Annotated in this window: 25 protein-coding genes; 12 read left to right on the plus strand and 13 right to left on the minus strand. The window is 56.6% G+C overall.

Going from position 1 to position 22,459, the window contains the following annotated elements; translation table 11 throughout:
• Positions 1-36 precede the first annotated feature (36 nt).
• Positions 37-978, minus strand: coding sequence for a glyoxylate/hydroxypyruvate reductase GhrA (ghrA, locus tag NXS97_RS04790; protein ID WP_019105670.1), 942 nt, complete (start codon positions 976-978; stop codon positions 37-39).
• A gap of 211 nt (positions 979-1,189) precedes the next feature.
• Here ghrA and treA point away from each other — a divergent pair, with 211 nt between their 5' ends.
• A complete protein-coding gene (gene treA, locus NXS97_RS04795; RefSeq protein ID WP_064373548.1) occupies positions 1,190-2,875 on the plus strand; it encodes an alpha,alpha-trehalase TreA in 1,686 nt (561 codons plus the stop codon).
• 72 nt (positions 2,876-2,947) lie between these two features.
• On the opposite strand, the gene NXS97_RS04800 is transcribed toward treA, so the two are convergent.
• Positions 2,948-3,196 carry a GlsB/YeaQ/YmgE family stress response membrane protein gene (locus NXS97_RS04800; RefSeq protein ID WP_013025436.1) on the minus strand — a complete coding sequence of 83 codons (249 nt, stop codon included), beginning with the start codon at positions 3,194-3,196 and terminating at the stop codon, positions 2,948-2,950.
• 211 nt (positions 3,197-3,407) lie between these two features.
• Between NXS97_RS04800 and NXS97_RS04805 the strand changes: the two genes are divergently transcribed.
• On the plus strand, positions 3,408-4,142 hold the full coding sequence (locus tag NXS97_RS04805; RefSeq protein ID WP_014606088.1) for a flagellar brake protein: 735 nt from the start codon (positions 3,408-3,410) through the stop codon (positions 4,140-4,142).
• A gap of 97 nt (positions 4,143-4,239) precedes the next feature.
• On the plus strand, positions 4,240-5,373 hold the full coding sequence (locus tag NXS97_RS04810; RefSeq protein WP_014593474.1) for a mechanosensitive ion channel family protein: 1,134 nt from the start codon (positions 4,240-4,242) through the stop codon (positions 5,371-5,373).
• A 52-nt stretch (positions 5,374-5,425) separates the two neighbouring features.
• Here NXS97_RS04810 and NXS97_RS04815 read toward each other — a convergent pair whose 3' ends face one another.
• From NXS97_RS04815 to NXS97_RS04825, 3 genes are read right to left on the minus strand one after another with little or no spacing between them, the layout of a single operon-like run.
• Positions 5,426-6,913: an FGGY family carbohydrate kinase gene (locus tag NXS97_RS04815; RefSeq protein ID WP_064373544.1), complete on the minus strand. Its 1,488-nt coding sequence runs from the start codon at positions 6,911-6,913 to the stop codon at positions 5,426-5,428.
• A gap of 2 nt (positions 6,914-6,915) precedes the next feature.
• A complete protein-coding gene (locus tag NXS97_RS04820; protein ID WP_013025432.1) occupies positions 6,916-7,860 on the minus strand; it encodes a transketolase family protein in 945 nt (314 codons plus the stop codon).
• Complete coding sequence (locus NXS97_RS04825; protein ID WP_064373541.1) at positions 7,853-8,683, minus strand: transketolase; 831 nt, start codon at positions 8,681-8,683, stop codon at positions 7,853-7,855. Before NXS97_RS04825 ends, NXS97_RS04820 begins: the two co-directional genes overlap by 8 nt.
• A gap of 300 nt (positions 8,684-8,983) precedes the next feature.
• Between NXS97_RS04825 and NXS97_RS04830 the strand changes: the two genes are divergently transcribed.
• Positions 8,984-9,931 (plus strand): sugar-binding transcriptional regulator, encoded by a 948-nt coding sequence (locus NXS97_RS04830; protein WP_064373539.1) that lies wholly within the window; start codon positions 8,984-8,986, stop codon positions 9,929-9,931.
• 50 nt (positions 9,932-9,981) lie between these two features.
• Here NXS97_RS04830 and emtA read toward each other — a convergent pair whose 3' ends face one another.
• On the minus strand, positions 9,982-10,614 hold the full coding sequence (gene emtA / locus NXS97_RS04835; protein WP_014606092.1) for a membrane-bound lytic murein transglycosylase EmtA: 633 nt from the start codon (positions 10,612-10,614) through the stop codon (positions 9,982-9,984).
• A 155-nt stretch (positions 10,615-10,769) separates the two neighbouring features.
• Here emtA and ldcA point away from each other — a divergent pair, with 155 nt between their 5' ends.
• Together ldcA and NXS97_RS04845 are read left to right on the plus strand one after the other, a co-directional pair.
• Positions 10,770-11,693 (plus strand): muramoyltetrapeptide carboxypeptidase, encoded by a 924-nt coding sequence (gene ldcA / locus NXS97_RS04840; protein ID WP_064373537.1) that lies wholly within the window; start codon positions 10,770-10,772, stop codon positions 11,691-11,693.
• Positions 11,694-11,715: 22 nt separating this feature from the next.
• Complete coding sequence (locus NXS97_RS04845; RefSeq protein ID WP_064373535.1) at positions 11,716-12,375, plus strand: MBL fold metallo-hydrolase; 660 nt, start codon at positions 11,716-11,718, stop codon at positions 12,373-12,375.
• Here NXS97_RS04845 and NXS97_RS04850 read toward each other — a convergent pair whose 3' ends face one another.
• From NXS97_RS04850 to NXS97_RS04860, 3 genes are all read right to left on the minus strand, one after another.
• Positions 12,376-12,789 (minus strand): GNAT family N-acetyltransferase, encoded by a 414-nt coding sequence (locus NXS97_RS04850; RefSeq protein ID WP_116219666.1) that lies wholly within the window; start codon positions 12,787-12,789, stop codon positions 12,376-12,378. It lies immediately after the preceding gene.
• A 22-nt stretch (positions 12,790-12,811) separates the two neighbouring features.
• The gene (locus NXS97_RS04855) at positions 12,812-13,195 is read right to left on the minus strand and encodes a hypothetical protein (protein WP_014606096.1); all 384 of its coding nucleotides are present in this window, start codon (positions 13,193-13,195) and stop codon (positions 12,812-12,814) included.
• Between the two features lie 188 nt (positions 13,196-13,383).
• On the minus strand, positions 13,384-13,563 hold the full coding sequence (locus tag NXS97_RS04860; RefSeq protein ID WP_033765874.1) for a hypothetical protein: 180 nt from the start codon (positions 13,561-13,563) through the stop codon (positions 13,384-13,386).
• Between the two features lie 208 nt (positions 13,564-13,771).
• Here NXS97_RS04860 and NXS97_RS04865 point away from each other — a divergent pair, with 208 nt between their 5' ends.
• The 3 genes from NXS97_RS04865 to NXS97_RS04875 all read left to right on the plus strand — a co-directional run bounded on the left by NXS97_RS04865 (position 13,772) and on the right by NXS97_RS04875 (position 15,209).
• Positions 13,772-14,101, plus strand: a complete 330-nt coding sequence (locus NXS97_RS04865; RefSeq protein WP_015700529.1) for a hypothetical protein — start codon at positions 13,772-13,774, stop codon at positions 14,099-14,101.
• A gap of 65 nt (positions 14,102-14,166) precedes the next feature.
• The gene (locus tag NXS97_RS04870) at positions 14,167-14,733 is read left to right on the plus strand and encodes a hypothetical protein (protein ID WP_116219665.1); all 567 of its coding nucleotides are present in this window, start codon (positions 14,167-14,169) and stop codon (positions 14,731-14,733) included.
• Between the two features lie 227 nt (positions 14,734-14,960).
• A complete protein-coding gene (locus NXS97_RS04875) occupies positions 14,961-15,209 on the plus strand; it encodes a YqjD family protein (protein ID WP_013025421.1) in 249 nt (82 codons plus the stop codon).
• A gap of 35 nt (positions 15,210-15,244) precedes the next feature.
• Here NXS97_RS04875 and NXS97_RS04880 read toward each other — a convergent pair whose 3' ends face one another.
• The gene (locus NXS97_RS04880; protein ID WP_088900451.1) at positions 15,245-16,531 is read right to left on the minus strand and encodes an MFS transporter; all 1,287 of its coding nucleotides are present in this window, start codon (positions 16,529-16,531) and stop codon (positions 15,245-15,247) included.
• A gap of 98 nt (positions 16,532-16,629) precedes the next feature.
• On the opposite strand from NXS97_RS04880, the gene NXS97_RS04885 reads away from it, so the two are divergent.
• On the plus strand, positions 16,630-17,373 hold the full coding sequence (locus NXS97_RS04885) for a GntR family transcriptional regulator (RefSeq protein ID WP_116219664.1): 744 nt from the start codon (positions 16,630-16,632) through the stop codon (positions 17,371-17,373).
• Here the strand turns inward: NXS97_RS04885 and NXS97_RS04890 are convergent.
• From NXS97_RS04890 to NXS97_RS04900, 3 genes are read right to left on the minus strand one after another with little or no spacing between them, the layout of a single operon-like run.
• Positions 17,360-18,340 (minus strand): PfkB family carbohydrate kinase, encoded by a 981-nt coding sequence (locus NXS97_RS04890; RefSeq protein ID WP_014593466.1) that lies wholly within the window; start codon positions 18,338-18,340, stop codon positions 17,360-17,362. The genes NXS97_RS04885 and NXS97_RS04890 overlap by 14 nt on opposite strands.
• The gene (locus tag NXS97_RS04895) at positions 18,333-19,349 is read right to left on the minus strand and encodes an ADP-ribosylglycohydrolase family protein (RefSeq protein WP_014606100.1); all 1,017 of its coding nucleotides are present in this window, start codon (positions 19,347-19,349) and stop codon (positions 18,333-18,335) included. Before NXS97_RS04895 ends, NXS97_RS04890 begins: the two co-directional genes overlap by 8 nt.
• Positions 19,350-19,359: 10 nt before the next feature.
• Positions 19,360-20,634 carry a nucleoside permease gene (locus NXS97_RS04900; protein WP_081014507.1) on the minus strand — a complete coding sequence of 425 codons (1,275 nt, stop codon included), beginning with the start codon at positions 20,632-20,634 and terminating at the stop codon, positions 19,360-19,362.
• A 112-nt stretch (positions 20,635-20,746) separates the two neighbouring features.
• Here NXS97_RS04900 and NXS97_RS04905 point away from each other — a divergent pair, with 112 nt between their 5' ends.
• Entirely contained in the window at positions 20,747-21,037 is a 291-nt protein-coding gene (locus NXS97_RS04905; RefSeq protein ID WP_259232816.1) for a hypothetical protein, read from the plus strand.
• 273 nt (positions 21,038-21,310) lie between these two features.
• Positions 21,311-22,459: an efflux RND transporter periplasmic adaptor subunit gene (locus NXS97_RS04910; protein WP_089517440.1), complete on the plus strand. Its 1,149-nt coding sequence runs from the start codon at positions 21,311-21,313 to the stop codon at positions 22,457-22,459.

Genomic DNA, 22,459 nt, shown 5'->3' on the forward strand with positions numbered 1-22,459 from the left:
GTCTGCTCCTGCAAAGGCCGGTTAAGGCATCAGTGATTAATAGCCGCGCTGACGATCGACGAGGCCCTGAGGATGTTCACCCCTTTCGAGCTGCCCGATAGCGTGGGCAATAAAGTCCATCGCCTCTTCTTTCAGGGTGACCGCCGCATTGTGAGGGGTAATTGTTACGCGCGGATGGAACCATAAGGGATGATCGGCAGGCAGCGGTTCAGTCTGAAACACATCCAGCGCGGCCCCCTTCAACTGTCCGCGATCAAGAGCAGCGAGTAAATCAGCTTCCACGACCTGATCGCCACGGGCGAGGTTAAGGAAAAAAGCCTCCTGCGGCAACTGCTGCAACAGTTTATGATCAATCAGATTGCGCGTTTCGGGCGTGCTGGGCAGCAGGTTAATCAGCACCCGGGTTTCGCGCAGGAAGTCATTCAGCGCCGCCGCGCCAGCGAAGCTGGTTACGCCGGGAATCTGCTTCGGAGAACGGCTCCAGACGCGCACCGGAAATCCCCGCGCCTTAAGCGTTTCGGCGACCTGCTGCCCGAGTACGCCTGCACCTAAAATGCCGATGTGGAAAGTTTCGCGCGGGTAAGAAGGCAGCGGCTGCCACTGGGCCGACTGCTGCTGCTGGAGATAGTCATCGAAGCGTCGGAACCAGCCCAGGACGCGGCACAGCGCATATTCCTGCATCTGCTGCGCCATGCCTGTGTCTTTCAGGCGATAGAGCGGAACGTTGTCCGTGAGCATATCCGGGTGCTGCGCCAGCTGCCGCAGGATTTCATCCACGCCTGCGCCCAGTGCAAATACGCCTTTTAACGCGTGGCGGCCACGAAGCATGTCAGGCGGTGGCGAACGCACCAGCGCATAGTCTGCGGGCGCGTTGTCGCCCGGTGCCCACGCGCGCACGCGGGCCTGGGGTAAACGCTGCTGCAGGCCATGTATCCAGTCCGTGGCGCTCTGCGACGGATGAAACCATACAATCTCCATACTGCTCTCCTTTTATTCCCGCCTCGGGTAAACGTGCACAAGGGCAAGCGAAGCCCTGAAAAATGCCTTTTTTCTAACATACCGCAAATAAATAATTCATGCCGCTTCACATTTCCGCCGCACTTAAGGGTGAAAATTGTGGTTAAGGTCTAAAGTTGTTGGGTGGTCAATGCGTTACACAGGGCCGCATTTCGGACAAGGAGAAACACCGATGATGAACACTGAGGTAAAAACGAAAAAACGGCCTCAACGCCATGCGCCCATCCTGCTCAGCCTGTTGCTGAGCGCGAGCGTATTCAACAGCTGGGCGGCAGAGGAATCCCGATTACTGAACAATCCACCGCAGCCGCCGGATGTCCGCTTAGGGCCATTGTTTAATGCCGTTCAACAGGCGAAATTTTACCCCGATCAAAAAACGTTTGCCGATGCAGTACCAAAGTACGATCCTTCGTCAATTCTTGCCGACTGGCAGATGCAAAAAAATCAGCGCGGCTTTGATTTAAAACGGTTTGTTGCAGCGAATTTTACCCTGCCTGGCGACGGCGATAAATATGTGCCGCCTGCAGGCCAGAACCTGCGCGACCATATTAACGGCCTGTGGCCGGTGTTAACCCGCACCACCAACAGTGTGGGAAAATACGACTCGCTGCTGCCGCTGCCTAAGCCTTATGTCGTGCCGGGCGGACGTTTCCGTGAGGTTTATTACTGGGACAGCTATTTCACCATGTTGGGGCTGGCAGAGAGCGGCCATTGGGACAAAGTCCAGGACATGGTTGATAACTTTGCTTCCCTGCTGGATCGCTACGGCCACATTCCTAACGGTAACCGCACCTACTACCTGAGCCGGTCACAGCCGCCGTTCTTTAGCCTGATGGTCGATCTGCTGGCAACCCATGAAGGCGACAAAGCCTATACCCGCTATCTGCCGCAGCTGCAAAAAGAATACGACTACTGGATGGCAGACAGCGACAGCGTCGCAGCGGGCAGTGCCAGCAAACGGGTGATCAAGCTGGCCGACGGTACGTTGCTGAATCGCTACTGGGATGCGCGCGACGTGCCGCGGACGGAATCCTGGATGGATGATATTACGACGGCCAGTAAAGCGCCGCAGCGCAACAAGGCCGAGATGTACCGCGAGCTGCGTGCCGGAGCCGCCTCGGGCTGGGACTTCAGTTCGCGCTGGTTCACCGACGCTCATAACCTGGCCACCATCCGTACCACCCAACTGGCCCCGGTGGATCTGAACAGCCTGATGTTCCACCTGGAAAAAACCCTGTCTACCGCCTATCGCCTGAACAAACAGGACGATCGGGCAAAGGCCTTTGCAGACCGGGCAGAAAAACGTCAGGCGGCGGTTAACCGTTACCTGTGGGACAGCAAGCAGGGCTGGTACGCGGACTATGACTGGAAGAAACGCCAGATCCATCCGCAGCTCACCGCTGCCACGCTGTTTCCGCTCTATATGCAGATTGCCAGCGACAAACAGGCTGACAGCACCGCCAGCGCGGTGGAAAAACAGCTGCTCAAACCGGGCGGCCTGGTGACCACGACGGTTAACAATGGTCAACAGTGGGACGCGCCTAACGGCTGGGCACCGCTGCAGTGGGTCGCGGTAGAAGGCCTGGAGCACTACAAGAAACCTCAACTGGCGCAGCAGGTGGGCTTACGTTTCCTGCGTAACGTACAGCTGACCTACGACAAGGAGCATAAGCTGGTCGAAAAATATGTGGTGGAAGGTGCGAACCTGGGCGGCGGCGGCGGCGGTGAATACCCGCTGCAGGATGGCTTCGGCTGGACCAACGGCGTGACGCTGAAGCTGCTAAATAAATATTGCCCGAAAGAGAAAACCTGTAACAGCGCGCACGATATTCCCGAGGCGCAGAGCAGCGCACAATAACGGCAAGGTCATTGCCAATATAAAAAGGGCCCGCAGTCACCTGCGGGCCCTTTTTTTACATCATGTTCTGCGTTAACTGCGTACTTTGCGGTAGATAAACAGCACGACAAGCGCACCGATGACCGCGACAACGAAGCTACCAAAGTTGAACCCGTCCACACGGCCAAAGCCGAAGAAGGTACTGATCCAACCACCGACTACGGCACCGATAATACCCAGAATCACGGTAATGATGAAACCACCACCATCTTTACCTGGCATGATCCATTTCGCCAGGATACCGGCGATTAAACCAAAGATGATCCATGAAATAATACCCATCCGTTACTCCTTCCTTTTGGTTAGTCAATGGCGATCGCCTGATTAATCAAGCGGTTCACTGCGCCAAGTATAGTCGCGTTTTTCCAAAAATGTAGCGCAAGCAGTTAATGATAGTGGTTATTGTGTTAAAGCTTTATTATTGTGCGCCGATAACGAACGGGTAGTAACAGGATAATTACGTGAAAAAACGTTGCTCATCTGGAGCCAGCAAGTGAAAGAAACCGATAAAGAACAGTATCTGAAACGTGGCACGCTGGCCGTGCTTGGCGTGATGAAGGACCTGCTTCAGTTACAAACACCTTTGCTGGTGAATTTTTCGCGCGGGCAGTTTATTAGCCGTATGCTGGCTGCCGATGAAACGCGCATTGTGTTTGATCTGGGAAGCAATAACCTCGATAACGACTACGCGCTGCACTGCAATGAAATCACGGTCTTCGCCGAAACCCACGGTGCCAAAATCGAATTTGCCCTTGGGGCACTGGAAAAAACCGACTTTGAGGGGTTACCTGCTTTTCAGGCCGCCCTGCCGGACGTACTGTGGCAAATCCAGCGTCGGGAATTTTTCCGCATCAGCGCCCCTATGGAGCCGCAGTTCTGGTGCCATTGCCAGTGGCCTGACGGCACGGCCGCGCGCCTGCGCTTACAGGATCTCTCCCTGGGCGGCATTGGTGTTCTGGTGGAAGAAGCGATGCCGGAAGGGCTGAAAAGCGGGGACGATTTCAACAGCCTGCAGGTCGAACTGGGGGAATTTGGCCAGTTCAACGTCAGCGCTAAGCTTATGCACATTGGCGAACGCAGCATTATCACCAATAAAAATGAGACGAAAGTGACGCCTCGCCTGAGCTTCCGTTTTACCGCACTTGAGCCCCATCAGGAGCGGCAGCTGCAGCAGATTATTTTTGCCTTAGAGCGCCAGGCGCGCGACAAAGCACAACGCTTCCAGTAATCCGCCCTTTATCCTGCGCCGCGCACCGGCGGCGCATCCAGGCTATGCTTTCCCTTGCTTTCACGTTTAACCGGAACCAGCAAGGAGAATCTCCCCAATGGAAAACTGGCTCAGTTCACGTCATTTTCAGTCCATTTTTTTCAATCAAACACTCTGGATCAACAGCGCTATTGTTATCATTGCTACCCTTGTCATTTACTGGCTGCTGCGCAGCCTGATTCGTTTTGCCTCTAACCGCATTGCCCACTACAGCGAAGTTCGCTACGCCCGGTTTACCGGTATTCTGGTCGAGATCTTGCGCAGCACCAGCCAGCTTCTGCTGCTGATTTTTTCCTTTCTTATCGCCCTGCGCTTTATCGATCTCCCTGACGCCTGGCGCGCGACGATCTCGCACAGCTGGTTCCTGGCCCTGATTGTGCAGATTACGCTGTGGATCGATGGCGGCATCCGCCTGTGGTTAAAGAGCCTGCTGCGCGATCCGCAGCATGTTCGCAATCCTGTCACCACGGTGATTATGGGCATTTTACTGCGCGTGCTGGTTTGGGTCATGATGCTGCTGGCCATTTTATCGAACATGGGCATCGACATTACGGCGCTGGTTGCCAGCCTGGGCGTGGGCGGTATTGCCATCGCCCTCGCCATTCAGACGGTGCTGAGTGATGTGTTTGCCTCACTGGCGATTGGCTTTGATAAGCCTTTCGAACACGGTGATTTTATTGTCTTTGGCGACATCGCGGGGACCATCGAACATATCGGCCTGAAAACCACGCGCCTGCGCAGCCTGAGTGGTGAACAGATCGTCTGTTCCAACACCATTCTGCTGCAGCAAACGATTCACAACTACAAACGTATGCAGCAGCGCCGTATCGTGTTCAGGTTTGGTATCAGCTATGCCACCCCTTCTGAGCAGGTACGCGAGATAAGTGAACAGGTGAAAACCATCATTCAGGGCATCGAGATGACCCGCTTTGACCGCGCCCATTTTCTGGCGTTCGATGATTCGAAGCTGACGTTTGAAGTGGTCTATTTTGTGTTGAGTGCCGACTACAACCAGTACATGGATATTCAACAGGAGATTAACCTGCAACTGATGGCGGCACTGGAAGAACGCAATATACGCTTTGCCTTCCCGATCCGTCAGGTCGAATTCAGCGGGGGCAGTTTGCCGCCGGTCGATCTTAAGCCGGTTCCCGATGACGACGCGGCCCAGCTACGCCGCGCGAATCGTTAAGCGCCGGGACGAACGGAGGATCGCGGCACGCTGCCCGATCCTCTTGCAGCCCTTATGCGGGCTGATAGCGACAGCGGGCAACGGCGTTCAGCCAGCCCTGATAGCTGTCCTGCATTTTCTGCGCCAGCTGCCTGCGCGGCATCACGACGTTGCCGCCCTGAAGAGCCTGCATATCACTCCCCTGTTGCCACCATCCCAGCTGTTTACCTGCCAGCAGTGCCGCCCCCAGCGCGGAGGCTTCAGCGGTAGGCGCGCAATGCAGCGGGCGCTGCAGGACGTCCGCCTGAAACTGCATCAGCCAGCGATTTTGTGTCGCACTGCCGTCAACGCACAGCGCAGGCAATGTGTCGCCGCTTGCCTGTTCCATAGCGAAAAAGACGTCAGCAATTTGCCAGGTAATCGACTCCAGTGCGACCCGCGCCAGCACCGCCGGGGTGGCCGCATCGGTCAGGCCGCACAGCATGCCGCGGGCTTTTAAATCCCACCAGGGCGCGCCCAGTCCGGACAGGGCCGGGACAAAATAGCAGCCCTGATTGTCATCGCAGCTTTCGGCCATTGCCGTCAGCTGCCGGGGATCGGTGACGCCGAGCATTTTTCCCAGCCAGGCCGCACCTGAACCGGTGTGGGTAATATTGCCTTCAAACGCAAAGCGCGGTTGACCGTCGTGCCACGCCACGGTGGTGCTGAGGCCATTGTCGGTCAGGATCGGCGTTGCCATCGACATCATCAGCGAGGAGCCCGTGCCATAGGTTGCCTTGACCACTTCCGCCTCGTCACGGCGCTGGGCATAAAGCGCCGCATGGGAATCGCCAATGCGTGCCAGGATCGGGGTGCCAGGTGCCAGACCGGCAATATCAGTTAAGGCAACCACGCCCGCACAACCCGCTGAGGCGTTAATCTGCGGCAACGCAGCGCGCGGCAGGCTGAACAGGGACAGCAGTTCATCATCCCAGTCGTTGGTGTGCAGACTGTAAAGCTGCGTGCGTGCCGCATTGGCATGGTCGGTAACGAAGCACTCTCCCGCCGACAGTTGCCAGGTCAGCCAGCTGTCCACTGTACCAATACATAACTCCCCCGCCGCCGCTCTGGCAAAACCGTCAGGCAGTGACGCCAGCATGCCAGTCAGCTTGGCGGCAGGAAACATAGGATCGACCGCCAGCCCGGTTAGCGCCGTAATCTTCCCGGCCAGTCCAGACAGATGAAGATCGCGGCAAAACGATTCCGAACGGCGGTCCTGCCAGCTCACCAGCGGGGTGAGCGGCATGCCGTCCCGACGCTGCCATATCAAAACCGATTCACGCTGATTGCTGATCGCAACCGCCGCGACCGGTGCGTCGGCGCACTGGGCAAGACAGTCGGCTATCGCCTGCCTGACGGCCAGCCAGATGGCCATGGGGGCCTGCTCGGCCAGACCGGGTTGCGGATGCTGCAGCGTCAGGCCCTGACTGGCCCGCGCCACCACTTTTCCCTGACGATTTACGGCGACCGCTTTGGCGTTGGTGGTGCCTTCATCAATAGCCAGAATCACGGACTCATGCATCGTCAGCCTCCTGTGCAAAGGCGCAGCGCCTGGGCCGCCACGCTGCTGGCGTCAATGCCATGACAGGCCCGGGTAGAGGCGCGATCGCCGGCGATGGCGTACTCGCCATCCGCAATGCCCAGACGCAACAGCTTAACCGGCAAGCCGTTCTCGGCCAGGACCTCCGCCACCAGGCTGCCTACGCCACCATTGATGTTGTGCTCTTCAACCGTGATGACGCTACGGTAGTGACTCAGCAGATTATGCAATTGCTGAGTGTTACAGGGACGAAGAGAAGGCACGGCGATTACCGCAGCGGAAACCCCCTGCTTTTCCAACTGCTCTGCGGCGGTAACGGCCTCATGTACCGTTGAGCCCATGGCAACAAGCGCAATGTCATGGCCTTCGCGCAGCAGATCGATCGCCCCAGGTGTAAAGCGGTATTCGTCGTCATGCAACTGCGGCAACGCCTTGCCATCCAGCCGAATATAAACCGGCCCCACATGATCAAGGGCATAGTCGATGATTTGGCGGCACTCAAGGGGACAGGAAGGCGCGTAGATTTCAATATTGCCAAATCCACGCAGGATGGCGATGTCGTCAATGCTGTGGTGCGTGCTGGCGAGCGGGCCGTAGCTGGCTCCTGCATTCAGCCCAAACAGCTTAACGTTAGTATTGTTATAACAGACGTCGATTTTCACCTGCTCGTTAGCGCGGGAGATCAGAAAGGGTGCGGCGTTACAGGTTACAGCCACTTTTCCGCCCAGCGCCAGCCCGGCAGCCGTGCCCACCAGCGCCTGCTCGGCGATGCCCACGTTAATTAACCGGCCGGGAAACGCCTTAATAAACGGCGCGATTTTAGCAGTTGAGGTGGAGTCAGCCACCACCGGAACCACATCGATACCGCGATCAACCGCCGCCATCAATGCTTCTACCATGACCTCTGCCAGATGTTGTGCCTTACTCATCTTTTAACTCCTCCAGTGCCCGGTCGATTTCTTCACCCTTGGGCACCCGGTGGTGCCATTCCGCTTTGCCCTGGATAAAGGAGATACCAAACCCTTTTTCCGTGTGGGCGATAATCACCCGCGGTTTGCCGCTTACCGGCGGCTGTTCGAGTGCGCTGACCACCGATGCCATGTCATTGCCCTGGCATTCACTCACCGCCAGACCAAAGGCACGCCATTTCTCCGCTAGCGGATCGGTGTTCATGATGTCACGCGTCGATCCCGCCAGTTGGAGTTTGTTTTTGTCGTTAATCACAATCAGGTTATCCAGCCCGTAATGGGCTGCCACCAGCGCCGCTTCCCAGTTACTGCCTTCTGCCAGCTCGCCGTCGCCGGTCACGACAAAAATACGCCGCCGACTGTTGCTCTTCTTCGCCGCCAGCGCAATGCCCACCGCCACGGGCAATCCGTGCCCCAGCGCGCCCGTGTTCAGTTCGACGCCCGGCGTCTTTTGCCGCACCGGATGCCCCGGTAAAGCGGAGTGTGCATGTTGATAGGTCGCCAGCCACTCCAACGGGAAATACCCGGCTTCCGCCAGCACACAGTAATATCCTCCCACGGCATGACCTTTTGACTGGATATAGATATCACGCTCGTCATCTGCCGTCCGGTTGGGCGCACAGTTGAGGATGCGGAAATAGAGCGCAGTCAGGATTTCAACCTGCGACAGGTCCGCGCCGGTGTGCCCCCCCGCCGGGCTGCCCGCGTTAAGCTGAATAATGCGGCGGCGCACTGACCGAGCTCGTTTTTCAAGCTCATTTACAGAAAGCATAAAAGGATTCATAGCTCACCTATTGAATTTTAAGTCCACACTGAATATATATTCAGGCTGGGTGTTATTGCCCCGTGCTGACAGGCAATGCGTGAAAGTCTCACACTTACATGCGCTGCCAGACCAAAGTCCTTTTCCTTTATGAATATATATTCAATAATGATTTTATATTCAAAACCACTATGCGCCTTGCGGGTGACGCCGTCCAGACAGGAAGTGATAAAAAGCGAAAATGATCACAAATTGCCGTGGATTGTGATTTTTACGTGGGTGGTTAACAATGGCAGGCAGAACACGAGAGGAAAAAAACCAATGGCGAAGCAGGATGAACAGCGGCTCATGGTAAAAATTGCCACACTTTACTATGTCGAAGGCAGGAAGCAGTCCGATATTGCACAGCTACTTAAGCTGTCTCAGTCGTTCGTATCGCGCATTCTGAACCGCAGCGTGAAAGAAGGCGTGGTAAAAATCAGCGTGGTGCCGCCTGCGAATGTCTTTCCGGAACTGGAAAAAGCGCTTGAGCAACGTTATCAGCTGCCGCAGGCCATTGTGGTGGATGTGCCAGAACAGGCGTCCGCTGGCGAGATCAAACAGGCGATTGGATCGGCGGCGGCGCACTATCTGGAAACCCGACTGCGCGCGGACGAACTTATTGGCATCTCCTCCTGGAGCGGCACCATTCGTGCAATGGTGGATGCCCTGCATCCTCTCAATAACGCCTGTAAAGGGGTGATTCAGCTGCTGGGCGGCGTGGGGGCCAACGGAAACGTCCAGGCTACGATACTGACGCAAAATCTTGCCGCGCTGTTGAATTGCCCCGCCTGGCTGCTGCCCTCTCAGTCCATTGAACACTCGGTCACGGATCGCCAGCGGCTGGCCGCCAATCCCGACGTCGCCGAAGTGCTGAATAAGTTTAATGAGGTGGACTTAGCCATTGTCGGCATTGGCGATCTTGAACCTTCTGCGCTGCTGCGCAATTCGGGTAACTACTACGACGCAACCATGTTACGCACCCTGGCCGGGCGCGGTGCGGTGGGGGATATTTGCCTGCACTATTTTGATGAACAGGGTCGACCCGTGCTGAACGCCGATGAGGATCCGGTCATTGGCATGGAACTGGAACAGGTGCGACAGTGCGCGCAGGTGGTGGCGCTGGCAGGCGGCAAAGAGAAAGCACAGGCGATTCGCGGGGCGCTGCGGGGTGGCTATGTGAATGTGCTGATTGTAGATTATCCCACGGCAAGGCTGCTGACCGCTTAACTGTTCTCTCCTCACCTGCCAAAAAGGAAGGTGAGGAGAAAACATGAGGATCAGCTGTTAGCGCGGTAAGCCGTGGTGACTTTCCACAGGTAACGTGGTGCCTGGGCTGCAGGATGTTTGTTTTGTACGTGCTGATAGAACTCGTCCGGCGTCATGGCATTTATCATGGCAATGGCCCGATCGCGATTGCTGGAGAAGGTGCGCAGTAACGCGCCAGCACCGTTTGCATAGGAAACAATGGTGGCGTAACGCAGCGTGAGGGGATCGCGGATGCCCGAAAGCGCGGACTGCTGCAGAATTTTGATGTACGCGGTACCAATATCAATATTTCTGGCCGGATCGCGCAGCTCTGCGTTACTCGGCTGACCGTGGCGCCCCTGGGTGCGGTACACTTCCCGGCCCGCGGTTGAGGCTTTGATCTGCATTAATCCCACCGCATTAGAACGACTGACCACGCCAGGGTTCCCACCGGACTCCACATTGATAATGGCGCTGATCAGTTTTTCATCCACGCCATACTGGCTGGCGGCCGTTTCGGTAAAGAGTGACCAGGTTCCACTGATGCGTGAAGGCGGTGCCTGAGTTAACGGCGTATTCTTCTCTTTAACGTAAGTATGCGGCGGTTCACTGGCACAGCCCGTCAGCAGCAAGGCTGAAATGACAAAGTAGCGAATTTTTAGCAATTTTTTATCTCGTCGCAGAAGTGGCGGAAGCTATCATACCGAGCCGGCTGAATTGCAAAATTACCGTTTATCCTAATTACAGCAGTCTGATGACTTATTTACGGTTTTTCGTCATTATCGTGAAGTCTGTCACTGACTAATTTCAGGAATTTACTATGACGTCACGTTCCATCCGTCTTATTGCCCCTTCAGGTTATTGCCATAATCAACCTGCGGCCCTGCTCGGGGTTGAACGCCTGCGAGCGGAAGGACATCGCGTGGACAATGACGCCGTCATCGCGCGGCGCTTCCAGCGCTTTGCTGGCACCGACGAGGCGCGCTCAGGCGATATTAATGAACTGGCTGACTTAGCAACCCTACCCGATATTGTGCTGGCGGTGCGCGGCGGTTATGGCGCAACACGGCTGCTGCCGTCGGTGGATTATGCCGGCCTGAAGCGTCGTTTAGCGCACCAGCCGCTGGCCATCTGTGGGCACAGCGACTTCACCGTGTTGCAGTTAGCGCTGCTCCAACATGCCGGTTTGATTAGCTTCAGTGGACCGATGCTGGCGGGCAATTTTGGCGCTGAGGTTTTATCCGAATTTACCCTGCAGCACTTTTGGCATGCGCTGACATCACCTACAGTCAAGGTGGCCTGGCAAAGTGAAACACCCGATAACGGCCACTGGCAGGGGACGCTGTGGGGCGGCAACCTGGCGATGCTCTGCTCGCTAATCGGGACGCCATGGCTGCCGCAGATTGAGAACGGCATTCTGGTTATCGAAGATGTTAATGAGCATCCGTTCCGTATTGAACGTATGCTGCTGCAGTTGCACCAATGCGGCGTGCTGGCCAGACAGCAGGCAATTGTCACCGGCAGTTTCACCAGTACCGCTCTGTCGGAGTACGACAACGGATTTGATTTTCCTACTGTCTGGCAGCACATTCGCGAGGTCAGCGGCCTGCCGGTTATCAGCGACCTGGACTTCGGTCACGCTCCGGATACCGTCACCTTACCTCTGGGTGCAACGGCCACGCTGCAGGTGAATCAGGGTCAGGTTGTATTACAGGCGAGCGGACATCCCGTATTGCGCACATAGCTGAAGTTGCAGGAGATCGACATTGAAGCCGCTGTATGACGATTTGTGGATCTCAACGCCGGAGTTTCCGGCCGAAGGTACCGAAGACATTATGATGCATGGTTTTTTGCTGCGTCATCCGCGCGGCAATTTACTGATTGGACGGGTAGAAAACCCGCTGGATCATGAAGTGCTGGCGGACGATAACGGCATAATCCGGCATTACCTGACCCACTGGCATGAATCCGCGCCCGGCGCGGCGCGTATCCAGCAGCGCTTTAACAGCGCGCTCTACTGCCACAGCCGATCATTGGGGCAGATCAGCCGCTTTGTCGAACCTGACGATACCTTCACGCAGCAGGAAACGCATTTTGGTGATTTTCACCTGTTGCCGACGCCCGGCCACACGCCCGGCAGCTGCAGCTATCTTTACGCTTCCCCTAACGGCCTGACCTACTTGTTTGTCGGTGATACACTCACACGTCAGCATGACCGCTGGATAACCGTGCTGGTGCCCGAGAGCAATCCTGCCGAACTGGCCGCTTCGCTGGAGCTCTACCGGACTCTGCGCCCTGACGTGGTGCTGATGAGCACCACGCGCGGCCATCTTTCATGGCAAAAAGTGACCCTGTCCGGCTGGCTGGCCGCTATCGACGAGGCAGAGCTGCACCCGCTGGATCTGCGCCAGCAGGCGGTGCTGTAGTTACAGGATTTTGGTCAGATAATGGCGCTGGTGATGGTGAATATAGTCGCCAAGCGTTAACCGGACGTGATAGCCCAACTTTTCGTAGAAGGGCCGAGCCTGAAAGCTGGCCGTATCGACCTGGGCAAAACGGCATCCTCGCTGGCGCGCCTCTTTTTCTGCCGCCAGCATCAACTGACTTCCCGTGCCCTGCCCCCGGAGACTGTCGCTGACCCAAAGCAAATCGATGCGTAACCAGTTACCTGTCGTCGTACCGGTTAACCCTGCCAGCTTCTTACCCTGAGAATCACAGATAAACAGCCCCAGCGGTTTAATCAGGTCCACGTCAAAAAATTTGCTGTTATGCGCATTCAGGCCCAGCCGGAGTTCATCCTGATCTTTACTGGTCACCTTATCAGTGAGGGTAATCTGCATTGGCATTCCTTATCGCGGCAAATCAGGAGTCGTTACGTTGTCTGTCGTCGTAGCGCTCAAGGCTCAGGACGTCCACGTCACGCTTCGCGCTGCGGCTGCAGGGCACCAGCGCGTCGCTGTCATGGTAGACAAAGAAGGTGTCGAGATTGCTTTTGTTGACGATCAACTGATCGCCGTTGCGGAAGCGGGTAATGGCCACTTTGTCACCGCCCTCAATCTGCGTGTTCAGTTGCCCCGCCGCAATCTGGAAGTGCTGTTTGGGCCAGGAGAGCGTACTCAGCCCATATTCAGCGCGTGAAATGGTCATGGTAGGCCGACCGGGACAATGGATCTGGAATTCGCTTTCGCTCCACGCTGACGCGCTATAACAGGCCAACAGGCACAGGGCAAGACGGACTGCTTTCATCTGATTTCCTCCGCTGAATACGTCATTTCCCATTGTCAGGGGAGTTTATCACAATAAAAGCCAGGCAGAGCAGGACGGGACAGGTTGCCGCAGGGATTCAGGCGTGCCGGAGAGACAGCCGCTCACCTGCCCTGCGCACCACCAGAAAACCGAACGGGCGGGATGGCATCGGGTAAACCACGGCTCAATTAGTCTGCAGCCACTTCTGCTGCGACCAACATTAACGCCAAGTCGGCGTGTTCGCTGTCGAAGCTGCTCATCACATCGCGAATTTCAGCGGCACAGGCAATGACCTGCTGCCTTTTTTCTGCATCCAGCGATTCGATGGCGTGGCGAATAATCATTAGGCTGGCTTCTTCTTCTTTCATCATTTATCCCTGAATTTGCTTAAGCGATGCGCAAAGATGGCAAGAATAACGTTTATTCCACCTCAAAGTCATCTTTTGCATTTCTGTTGCTTAACCTTTGAGCAAAGCACAAATCAGCCTGTGTCGCAGAACTGCTATGATCATGTTATTTGCGGCGCAACAGGATAGAATCGTTCACCGCTTTCATGGACTTGGGCAGGGACAGGATATGTTGCGATCGGTAGTTTTCATTTTTATGGCACTGCTTGCGGGCTGCTCATCGTCGCCGAAAGGCGTGGAATGCCCGGGCGAGGTCAGCACCCTTTACGGTCAGTCGCTGGGCCAGACCCAGGGGACGATTTTCGATCTGGTCACCTCATTTAGCGTCAGTCGGGACGGCGCAAGCGTGCAGAGCGGTCCGCTGCAGTCGCAGGATCGCTTCCAGTACATTCCTTCCGCCGTCACGCGTGAGGGTTATTATGCGCAACGCCTGTCGGACAAGCAGTTCCGGCTCATCAATCCCTATCAGGATACCCTGATCACCTGGACCTGCCCGTAGAGGGGTGAATCCGGGCGCAGAATGGTATAGTGTCAGGAAACGTCAAGAGACAGGTCATCCTTCACATGGAAAAGCGTCTGGATAACAACGGCTATATCGATTTTCCCTTCCCGGCGACCCGCAATGAAGACGGTACGGTCAATCCCTGCGGCATCGACTTAACGCTGGAAACAGAGCGCCTTGAAGAGGTTGCAGTGCTGCGCCACTCAGCAAACCTGCAGCGTCTGGTGGAAGAGGTGAATCTTCAGGACGGGCTGTTCATGACGCTGGCCTGCGACTGGCAACAGCAGGAAAACGCGGTGTGCGGGTTTATTGATATCGCCTTTCGTCCCGAGTTGCCTGGCCATTCACGTGCTGAGACGCTGCAGCTGGAAACCGCGTTTTACACCTATCTCAAAGAGCAGGCGCAACAGCATGGGCTGGCAGCGGATGCGCTGGTTAACTATGCCCGTGCTGTACTCGACTGGGGCTGGTCGCCGCTGCAGCAACGTCAGCGCCGCTATGAAAAAATCACAATTCAGTACTACTGCCCTCAGTCGGAGGATGCGGAATGGTGCTTCGACCATATTCGCCACTTTCTGGTGAGCTGGTACCCTCAGTACATCGCCGCTCCGGGCAATGCCGTTTTGTGAAACAGCTGGTAATGATTTTTCCCTGCACACATTAGCCACTGGCGAGTTGCCGCGTTTCCCCGCTTCACGCCCCTGCCTGCGCGCCTCTCAGGCCAGCGATATGACGCGGTGGCAGATATTTTCCCCTGACCTTTGCCTCCTGCACAGAAGATTAATGCGCCCTGGGGCAGCACGACGGCTAAGCTTTGCTACGCTTTAGGTGACTGTGATAACCAAGGAGATGAAGCATGTCAGGAAAAATTGAAGATGCAGTGAAAGAAGTCGCCGGTGCCGCAGAGCAACAATGGGGTGAAGTTACCGACTCCCCGCGTCACCGTGCCCGTGGTGCAGCACGCCGCTACACCAATCAGGCATCCTACGCCGCACGTGATGCCGCTGATTGCATCAAGGATCAGGTGCAGTCTAACCCGTTCGCGGGTCTGGCCGTAGCCGCTGGCGTTGGCGTGGTACTTGGCTTCCTGCTGGGCCGCAAATAAGTCTTAAAACGGGAGCGTTGGCTCCCGTTTTACCCTCATACCAGATCGCGCAGATGATCGTCTTTGTTTAACGTCATCAGTGCCGGTATTGTTACCAACGCCGTTGCCATCATGTACCACGCCGGAATATCCAGATTGCCCGTCTGCTTGACCAGCCCTGTAATAATCAACCCCGCACAGCCCGAGAAAACGGCATTCGATAGCGAATACGCCAGTCCCAGTCCGGTGTAGCGAACCCGTGTGGGAAACATTTCGGCCAGCATCGCCGGCCCCGGTCCTGCCAGTAAGCCCACCACGCCGCCTGCAATAAACACCACCAGCGCTTTGCTGGGTAACGCCACCGTTTCCGCCTGCAGCACCTTCAGCAGCGGCATCGCCAGTAACAGCAACAGTACGCTGGCCACCACCATCACCCGGCGTCGCCCTATCCTGTCACTGAGTATCCCCGCCGGAATAATGGTCAAGGCAAACCCCAGATTGGAAATCACGGCGATCGCCAGCGCCTGGTGCAGTCCGGTGTGCAGGGCGGACTGAAGGTAGGCTGGCATAATGACCAGACAAGTGTAACCCGCCGCTGACCACAGCATCACGCGCGCCACGGCCAGCAGAATGGTTTTCAACGTCTGGAGCGGTGCGGCTTTGCCCCCCTTCTGCTGCTGTTGCTGACGGACAAAGCCGGGCGTTTCGTCCATTGCCAGCCGCAGCCAGAGCGCCACCATGCCCAGCGGTAATGCCAGGATAAACGGAATGCGCCAGCCCCAGGCCAGCATGGCTTGTGGGCTGAGCATAAACGACAACAGCGCCACCAGCCCGACGCCAGCCAGCAGGCCCAGCGCCACCGTGAGCGACTGCCACGCACCATACAGGCCGCGCTTGCCTCGCGGCGCAAATTCCGTCATCAGGGAGACCGCACCGCCGTATTCTCCTCCGGCAAACAACCCCTGCAGGATACGCAGCCCGGTCAGGATTAACGGTGCTGCGATGCCCACTGAGGCATAGGTCGGCACCAGGCCAATCGCCGTGGTCGCCAGCGTCATGAACACCAGCACCATAATCAGCGTCGGTTTGCGGCCGATGCGATCGCCGATACGGCCAAACACCAGCGCACCCAGTGGCCGAAAGAAAAATGCGACGGCAAAGGAGGCCCAGGTGAGAATCAGCCCACTCAAGGCCGACTCGCCCTGTAACTGGAAAAAGTTCTGCGCAATCAGCGTGGCGAGAAAACCATAGATGGCGAACTCATACCACTCAATAAAGTTGCCAACCGAACCCGCAACCAGCGCACGTTTATGTTGCTTTACCTGGGGTGAATAGGTTTCCATTTGACTATCCTCAACTTGCAGCCTGCAAAAGCAGTACGGCGATAAGAGAGATAGTATAGAATTCCAGCAGATAAGGTTATGTATCCCAGACGAGAATAATGACATCACAGCATAATGCCCTTTTCAGTCATCTGAGCAGCGTGCTCAGCGCCGAGAGCAAAACCCCGCTCTATAAACGTTTCGTGCAGGTGATTAAAGACGCCGTGCGCGACGGCGTGCTGCGTCACGAAGAGGTGTTGCCCAGCGAGCGCGAATTTTCTCACTCTCTGGGGATTTCCCGCATCACGGTGCGTAAAGCGATGGATGCGCTCTCTCAGGAAGGGATTGTTCATCGCTCGCGTGGCTATGGCACGCAGATTTGTCGCGCACTGGAATACTCACTGAAAGAGCCGCAGGGATTTTCACAGCAGGTCGTATTACGGGGTAAAAAGCCCGATACGGAATGGCTGCAAAAACATCGTATCCGTTGCGAAGATGACATTGCGCAGAAGCTGCAGCTGCCCCCGGACAGTGAGGTCTATTTGCTGAAGCGCCTGCGTTATGTCGATCAACAGGCCGTGTCCGTGGAAACGTCCTGGGTGCCGTGCGATTTGATCAACGATGCCAGCGACATCGGTATTTCGCTGTACGACTATTTTCGCCGCCACCAGATCCAGCCGGTGAAAACGCAAAGTCGCGTCAGTGCGCAAATGCCAGATGCCGAATTACAGCGCCTCATTGCCCTGCCCGAGCGGATTCCCGTACTGGTGATTAAGCAGTTGGCGCTGGATGCGAGCGATCGTCCTCTGGAATACAGCATCAGCTACTGTCGCAGTGATTTGTACGTGTTTATTGCCGAGTAAGGCACTGCTGCCAGTGGCGAATCAGCGCTGCACGGTCGGGGGCGGTATCGCCTCCACGCTGCGCAACCACGAATGATGCGACGGCATTCCCCAGCGCCACTGCGTTATCAAGTGGCCAGCCAGATGCGAGCGCAGCCAGTAATCCTCCCGTGTGGCTGTCACCGGCCCCAATCGTATCGACCACCGCCGTCTTGAATGCTGCGATCCAGCCGTACTGTCCGTGATGGCTGAAGCCTGCGCCTTCGCTATCCAGCCTGACCACCAGCGGGCTGGCAAAATGTTTTGCCCACTGGGTAATCAGCGCCTGCGCGTTAAAAGACCCGTCCTGCTGCAAACGCTGGTGCCAGACGTGTTCGGCTTCCTGGCGATTAAGCGTAATCAACGGCTGCAGCGCCATCACGCGCTGCCAGTGATCCGGCGCGATCGCAGGCAGACGCGGCCCAAAATCGATCGCCAGCCGCGGCCTGTTTGCCAGCCCTTCCAGCCAGGACAGCAGTGTTTCCGCATTCTTGCCGATGAGCTGATAACCCGACAGATACAGCCAGCCTTCTGCGTGAAGCGGAACAGAGGCCAGCATCGCCTCATCCCACTGGTTCTCCACCCCGGCCACCGACAGGAACGTGCGTTCTCCGTCGGGTTCAACCAGCGCCAGGCACCAGCCATTGTCGCCCTTGTGGGTTTCCGTGACGCTGGTCAGTCCACAGGCCGCAAGCTTTTGCCGGAGTAGCTCAGCCCAGACGCCCTGGCCGAGCGGTAACGCAGAAACGGCATCCATACCTAAGCGGTGCAGCGCCAGCGCCACGTTCAACGCACAGCCTCCCACGCTGATACTTTGCTGCTGCAGCGCGCTGTCGCCGCCGCGCTGGGGAAGCTGCTCGGCGCGGGCGATGACATCCACGACGGCGGCGCCCAGTACGACGATCGGGGCCCGGTTGCCTAATGTTGCCACGCTCTGGGAATCAACCATGCGCCGCCTCCCGCTTGAGGCGAAAAGCGGTAAACGCCCGGCCGTAGCTTTCAAAGTCCAGTTTATTTACGCTATCCAGCTGCTGTCGGAGCGCAGGGTCAATGGCATCAATACCGTTAAGCGCACCACAAATGGCAACCGCCATCGCACCAATGGTGTCCGTGTCGCCGCCCAGATTGGCGCAAAGAATGGCGCAGCGGTTGGGATCGGTTCCTGCCAGTTCAACCATCGCGATGGCGGCGGGCACGGACTCGATGGTGCTGGTGCCTGTTCCCACCAGGGCATAGATGTTCTCCATAGTGGATTCAACACCGCGCCCCTGTTCAACCACCGAAAACGCCAGCTCAAGGCGCGCAGACATGGCCGCACTAAAGGTGGTTATCTGCCGCTCCTGCGCCGCACGCGCGACGGCAGGCAGCGCGTCACGAATCTGTCTCCAGCCTGCGCCCTCTATCGCCCGGGAAACGGCCCAGGCAATCACGGTTGCCCCGGCAATCGCGACGTCGGCCTTGTGGGTGGGGCTGGAAGCCAGCGCAACCGCATCAATAAAACTGTGCAAATCTCGCGCGGGTAACAGGCAGCCCAGCGGGGCAATACGCATCGCCGCCCCATTTGTCAGGCCGTTGTTTTCCAGCGCGCTGATCGGCTGGCCGGCCTGTAATGCGCGCAGCGCGATTTTTGATGTGGGCCCCAGAACATTTTTATTAAACGCGTCAAACCCTTCTGCCCAGCGCAGGATGTTAAGACCAATGGTTTCAGCGACGATCTCTCCGTCATGACGGATGATGGCATCGGCCAGCGCCAGCGCCATCGATGTATCGTCAGTGAACTCGGCGCGGCCGAAATAGCAGGCGGCGTTATTCTCTGCCGGGCCGGGCAGGAAACGATCAATCCAGCCAAAATGTGCTTTTACGCGGCTTCGCGGCCAGAGTTCTGACGGCATGCCCATGGCATCGCCAAGCGCCTGACCATAAAACGCGCCGGTGATCCTTTGTTGTACGGTAATCATCTTCTCTTCCTTATTTTTGGCTTTCCGTCGCGGCGGCAGGCTCAACCACGTTAAGCTCATCGCTGCGTTTTTTCGTATCGCGGAACAGCAGAATAAACGCCACGGTAATCAATATGATCATCACGCTGCCAAACAGCCACATTCCCGCCCAGTTGAACGTCAGGCCGTTGCGCGGTTGACCATAGGCAAACATCTCCTGCATCAGATAGCCCCCCAGGCGATAACCTAACAGGCTGCCGATTCCCTGACAGGCCAGGGTAATTAATCCCTGCGCCGCATTGCGCATGCTCACAGGGGATTTTTTATCGACGTAGATGTAGGCAGTAATAAAGTAAAAGTCATAGCTGACGCCGTGCAGCAGAATGCCCATAAATAACAGGCCATAGGTGAGCAGGTTCTGATCGCTGCCAAAAACAAAAAACAGATAACGCAGCGCGGCCGTCACCAGGCCGAGCAGCAAGACCTTGCCGATACCAAAACGTTTGATAAAGAACGGCAGCGCCAGTAAAAACAGAATTTCGGACATCTGCCCTAACGTCATCCAGCCCGTGGCGTGCGCCAGGCCCACTTCGGTCAGGAAGCCCTCGGCAAAGATGTAATAGAACGCCAGCGGCATACTGAACAGGAAGGAACAGACAAAAAAGACCAGGAAGCTGCGATCTTTTAACAGATGCAGGGCATCCAGGCCCAGCGCGGTTCGCACACTAAAGGCGCCGGTACTTTTAGGCTCCGTGGCGGGCAGCATAAAGGCGAATATACCCAGCAGCAGCGAGCTGGCGGCGGTAATCAGCAGCGGCACATTGCTGGCGGAGATATCGCCAAAGCCCAGTAACGACGGCAGAAAACCGCAGACGATACCGGATGCGATCCAGCCGAGCGTACCCAGCACGCGGATACGCGGATAATCACGCTCCACGTCTGCTACATGCGAAAACGCAATGCTGTTGGTGAGGGCAATCGTGGGCATATAGGTCAGCGCATACAGCAGCAACAGGGGAAAGAAACCGCTGAAGTGCGTTTGCTGCGCCGCGAAGTACATCAGCCCGGCGCCCAGGATCATCAGCACACCCAGCACTTTCTGGGCCTGAAAAAAGCGGTCTGCCAGCGATCCCACCAGAATGGGCGACAGAATGGCGGCGATGGAGGTACAGGCATAGCACCACGCAATCTCGACGGGCGTGAAACCATTTTTGCTAAGGAAGGCCCAGAGCGGGACAAACCACGCGCCCCAGATAAACCATTCCACAAACATCATCAATGACAGGCTGGCCGTTTTCATTTTCATTATGGTGTGTTCCCCGGTGTTGGTAAGGCCAATCTAACACCACAAACATAACCTTTATAATACCTTTGGGTGGAATTTTGAGCTACCTCCCATTCTCGGTGAGAACGGTTTTATGCGCGCCACTGGAAACGGTGGCGTCTTCTGTCTGGTCTCACCCAACCGCCGGATGCGAGACGTTGAGCACTTAATGCTCTGGAAAGGCAGCGCGTCTTTGCAGGCGGTTCGGGCTTACAAACACGCCACCGGCCGTAGGCTTTGGGCTTTGGGCTTTGGGCTTTGGGCTTCGGGCTTTGGGCTTCGGGCTTCGGGCTTCGGGCTTCGGGCCGCAGGCAACCACAATGCGGCCCGCACGGCATCCTCTAACAACGTATGCGGTTCCTGGCCGAGAAAACTCACCCGTTGAGTATTTTCCATTCGGACAGGCCGCTGCCACAAATAACGCATCTCAAGCATTTCATGTAGCGTGGTATGAAATGGAGCCCGCGCAGAAACACGCCACCAGGCTGTAAGGCGGCGGAATTCGCTCGCCTTCAGGCTCATTCTCCAGGCGCGTCTCTGAACAATGCAGCCGCGCTGCTCATTTCTGGACATCCTTCTTTTCGCTTTGCTGACATACAGATTCTTGTGCATTTATTACACTGCGCGCTGAGAATGAACGTTCATTACAGGGTACTTCATGAAAACTTTACAGCGCAGTATGATCGCCGGGCTGGTCGTGATGATCGCGGGCTGCGATCAAAACAGTCCTCCCGCCGATGCCAACATGACCACCGAAGTCGGGGTAAAAACGTTGCAAAGCGCATCGGTGACACTGGACAGCCAGCTTGCCGGGCGCGTCACCGGCAGTATGACGTCTGATGTCAGGCCGCAGGTGGATGGGATCATTCAGAAACGTCTGTTCACCGAAGGCGATGAGGTGAAAGCCGGACAGGTGCTGTATCAGATCGATCCGGCCAGCTATCAGGCCAGCTACGATCAGGCCGTCGCACAACTTAAGAATGCGCAGGCTCTGGTGAAGAGCAGCAAACTGAAAGCCGAACGCTATGCCGCACTGGTGAAAGATAACGGCGTTTCACGTCAGGATGCGGATGATGCGCAGGCAACGTATCAACAGAACGTTGCTTCCGTGGATCAGTACCGTGCTGCCGTCGAAAGTGCGCGCATCAACCTGAATTACACCCAAATCAAAGCGCCGATTAGCGGTCGCATTGGGATTTCATCGGTTACGCCTGGCGCGCTGGTGACCGCCAGCCAGACCACCGCGCTGGCGACGATTCGCGCACTAGATCCTATCTATGTCGATCTCACGCAATCCAGCGTGCAATTGCTCAAACTGAGACGCCAACAGGCGTCACTGCAGCAGAACAAAGATGGCGTGCCCGTGACGGTGAAACTGGAAGATGGTACGACCTACGATCATCCCGGCAAGCTGGAACTGACCGAGGTGTCGGTGGATGAGGCGACGGGCACTGTGACGCTGCGTGCGATTTTCCCCAATCCCCAACATGAACTGTTGCCGGGTATGTACGTGCGCGCCAGCGTCACCAACGGCGTGAAAAGCGATGCCATTTTGGCGCCTCAGCAAGGCATCACCCGTGATGCGAAAGGCAATGCTACCGCGCTGGTGGTCGATAAAGAGAACAAAGTCGAAAGTCGCGACGTAGTGACCGACCGCGTAATGGGCAATAACTGGCTGATTACTTCCGGCCTCAACCAGGGTGACAAGCTGATTGTTGAAGGCACCGCAAAAGTTCAGGCGGGCATGCAGGTGAAAGCGGTAGACGTCTCTTCGGGCGATAACGCTCCGACCAGCGAGGGTCACTGA

The organism is Pantoea sp. B623, assembly GCF_024814475.1.
Lineage (GTDB): Bacteria > Pseudomonadota > Gammaproteobacteria > Enterobacterales > Enterobacteriaceae > Pantoea > Pantoea ananatis.

Coding starts and splice junctions, on each gene's coding strand:
- NXS97_RS04885 (WP_116219664.1), top strand. CDS start 16,630: ATGACATCACAGCATAATGCCCTTTTCAGTCATCTGAGCAGCGTGCTC.
- NXS97_RS04900 (WP_081014507.1), bottom strand. CDS start 20,634: ATGAAAATGAAAACGGCCAGCCTGTCATTGATGATGTTTGTGGAATGG.
- ghrA (WP_019105670.1), bottom strand. CDS start 978: ATGGAGATTGTATGGTTTCATCCGTCGCAGAGCGCCACGGACTGGATA.
- NXS97_RS04810 (WP_014593474.1), top strand. CDS start 4,240: ATGGAAAACTGGCTCAGTTCACGTCATTTTCAGTCCATTTTTTTCAAT.
- NXS97_RS04800 (WP_013025436.1), bottom strand. CDS start 3,196: ATGGGTATTATTTCATGGATCATCTTTGGTTTAATCGCCGGTATCCTG.
- treA (WP_064373548.1), top strand. CDS start 1,190: ATGATGAACACTGAGGTAAAAACGAAAAAACGGCCTCAACGCCATGCG.
- NXS97_RS04875 (WP_013025421.1), top strand. CDS start 14,961: ATGTCAGGAAAAATTGAAGATGCAGTGAAAGAAGTCGCCGGTGCCGCA.
- NXS97_RS04880 (WP_088900451.1), bottom strand. CDS start 16,531: ATGGAAACCTATTCACCCCAGGTAAAGCAACATAAACGTGCGCTGGTT.
- ldcA (WP_064373537.1), top strand. CDS start 10,770: ATGACGTCACGTTCCATCCGTCTTATTGCCCCTTCAGGTTATTGCCAT.
- NXS97_RS04830 (WP_064373539.1), top strand. CDS start 8,984: ATGGCGAAGCAGGATGAACAGCGGCTCATGGTAAAAATTGCCACACTT.
- NXS97_RS04895 (WP_014606100.1), bottom strand. CDS start 19,349: ATGATTACCGTACAACAAAGGATCACCGGCGCGTTTTATGGTCAGGCG.
- NXS97_RS04870 (WP_116219665.1), top strand. CDS start 14,167: ATGGAAAAGCGTCTGGATAACAACGGCTATATCGATTTTCCCTTCCCG.
- NXS97_RS04890 (WP_014593466.1), bottom strand. CDS start 18,340: ATGGTTGATTCCCAGAGCGTGGCAACATTAGGCAACCGGGCCCCGATC.
- NXS97_RS04910 (WP_089517440.1), top strand. CDS start 21,311: ATGAAAACTTTACAGCGCAGTATGATCGCCGGGCTGGTCGTGATGATC.
- NXS97_RS04825 (WP_064373541.1), bottom strand. CDS start 8,683: ATGAATCCTTTTATGCTTTCTGTAAATGAGCTTGAAAAACGAGCTCGG.
- NXS97_RS04850 (WP_116219666.1), bottom strand. CDS start 12,789: ATGCAGATTACCCTCACTGATAAGGTGACCAGTAAAGATCAGGATGAA.
- NXS97_RS04860 (WP_033765874.1), bottom strand. CDS start 13,563: ATGAAAGAAGAAGAAGCCAGCCTAATGATTATTCGCCACGCCATCGAA.
- NXS97_RS04855 (WP_014606096.1), bottom strand. CDS start 13,195: ATGAAAGCAGTCCGTCTTGCCCTGTGCCTGTTGGCCTGTTATAGCGCG.
- NXS97_RS04905 (WP_259232816.1), top strand. CDS start 20,747: ATGCGCGCCACTGGAAACGGTGGCGTCTTCTGTCTGGTCTCACCCAAC.
- NXS97_RS04820 (WP_013025432.1), bottom strand. CDS start 7,860: ATGAGTAAGGCACAACATCTGGCAGAGGTCATGGTAGAAGCATTGATG.
- NXS97_RS04815 (WP_064373544.1), bottom strand. CDS start 6,913: ATGCATGAGTCCGTGATTCTGGCTATTGATGAAGGCACCACCAACGCC.
- NXS97_RS04865 (WP_015700529.1), top strand. CDS start 13,772: ATGTTGCGATCGGTAGTTTTCATTTTTATGGCACTGCTTGCGGGCTGC.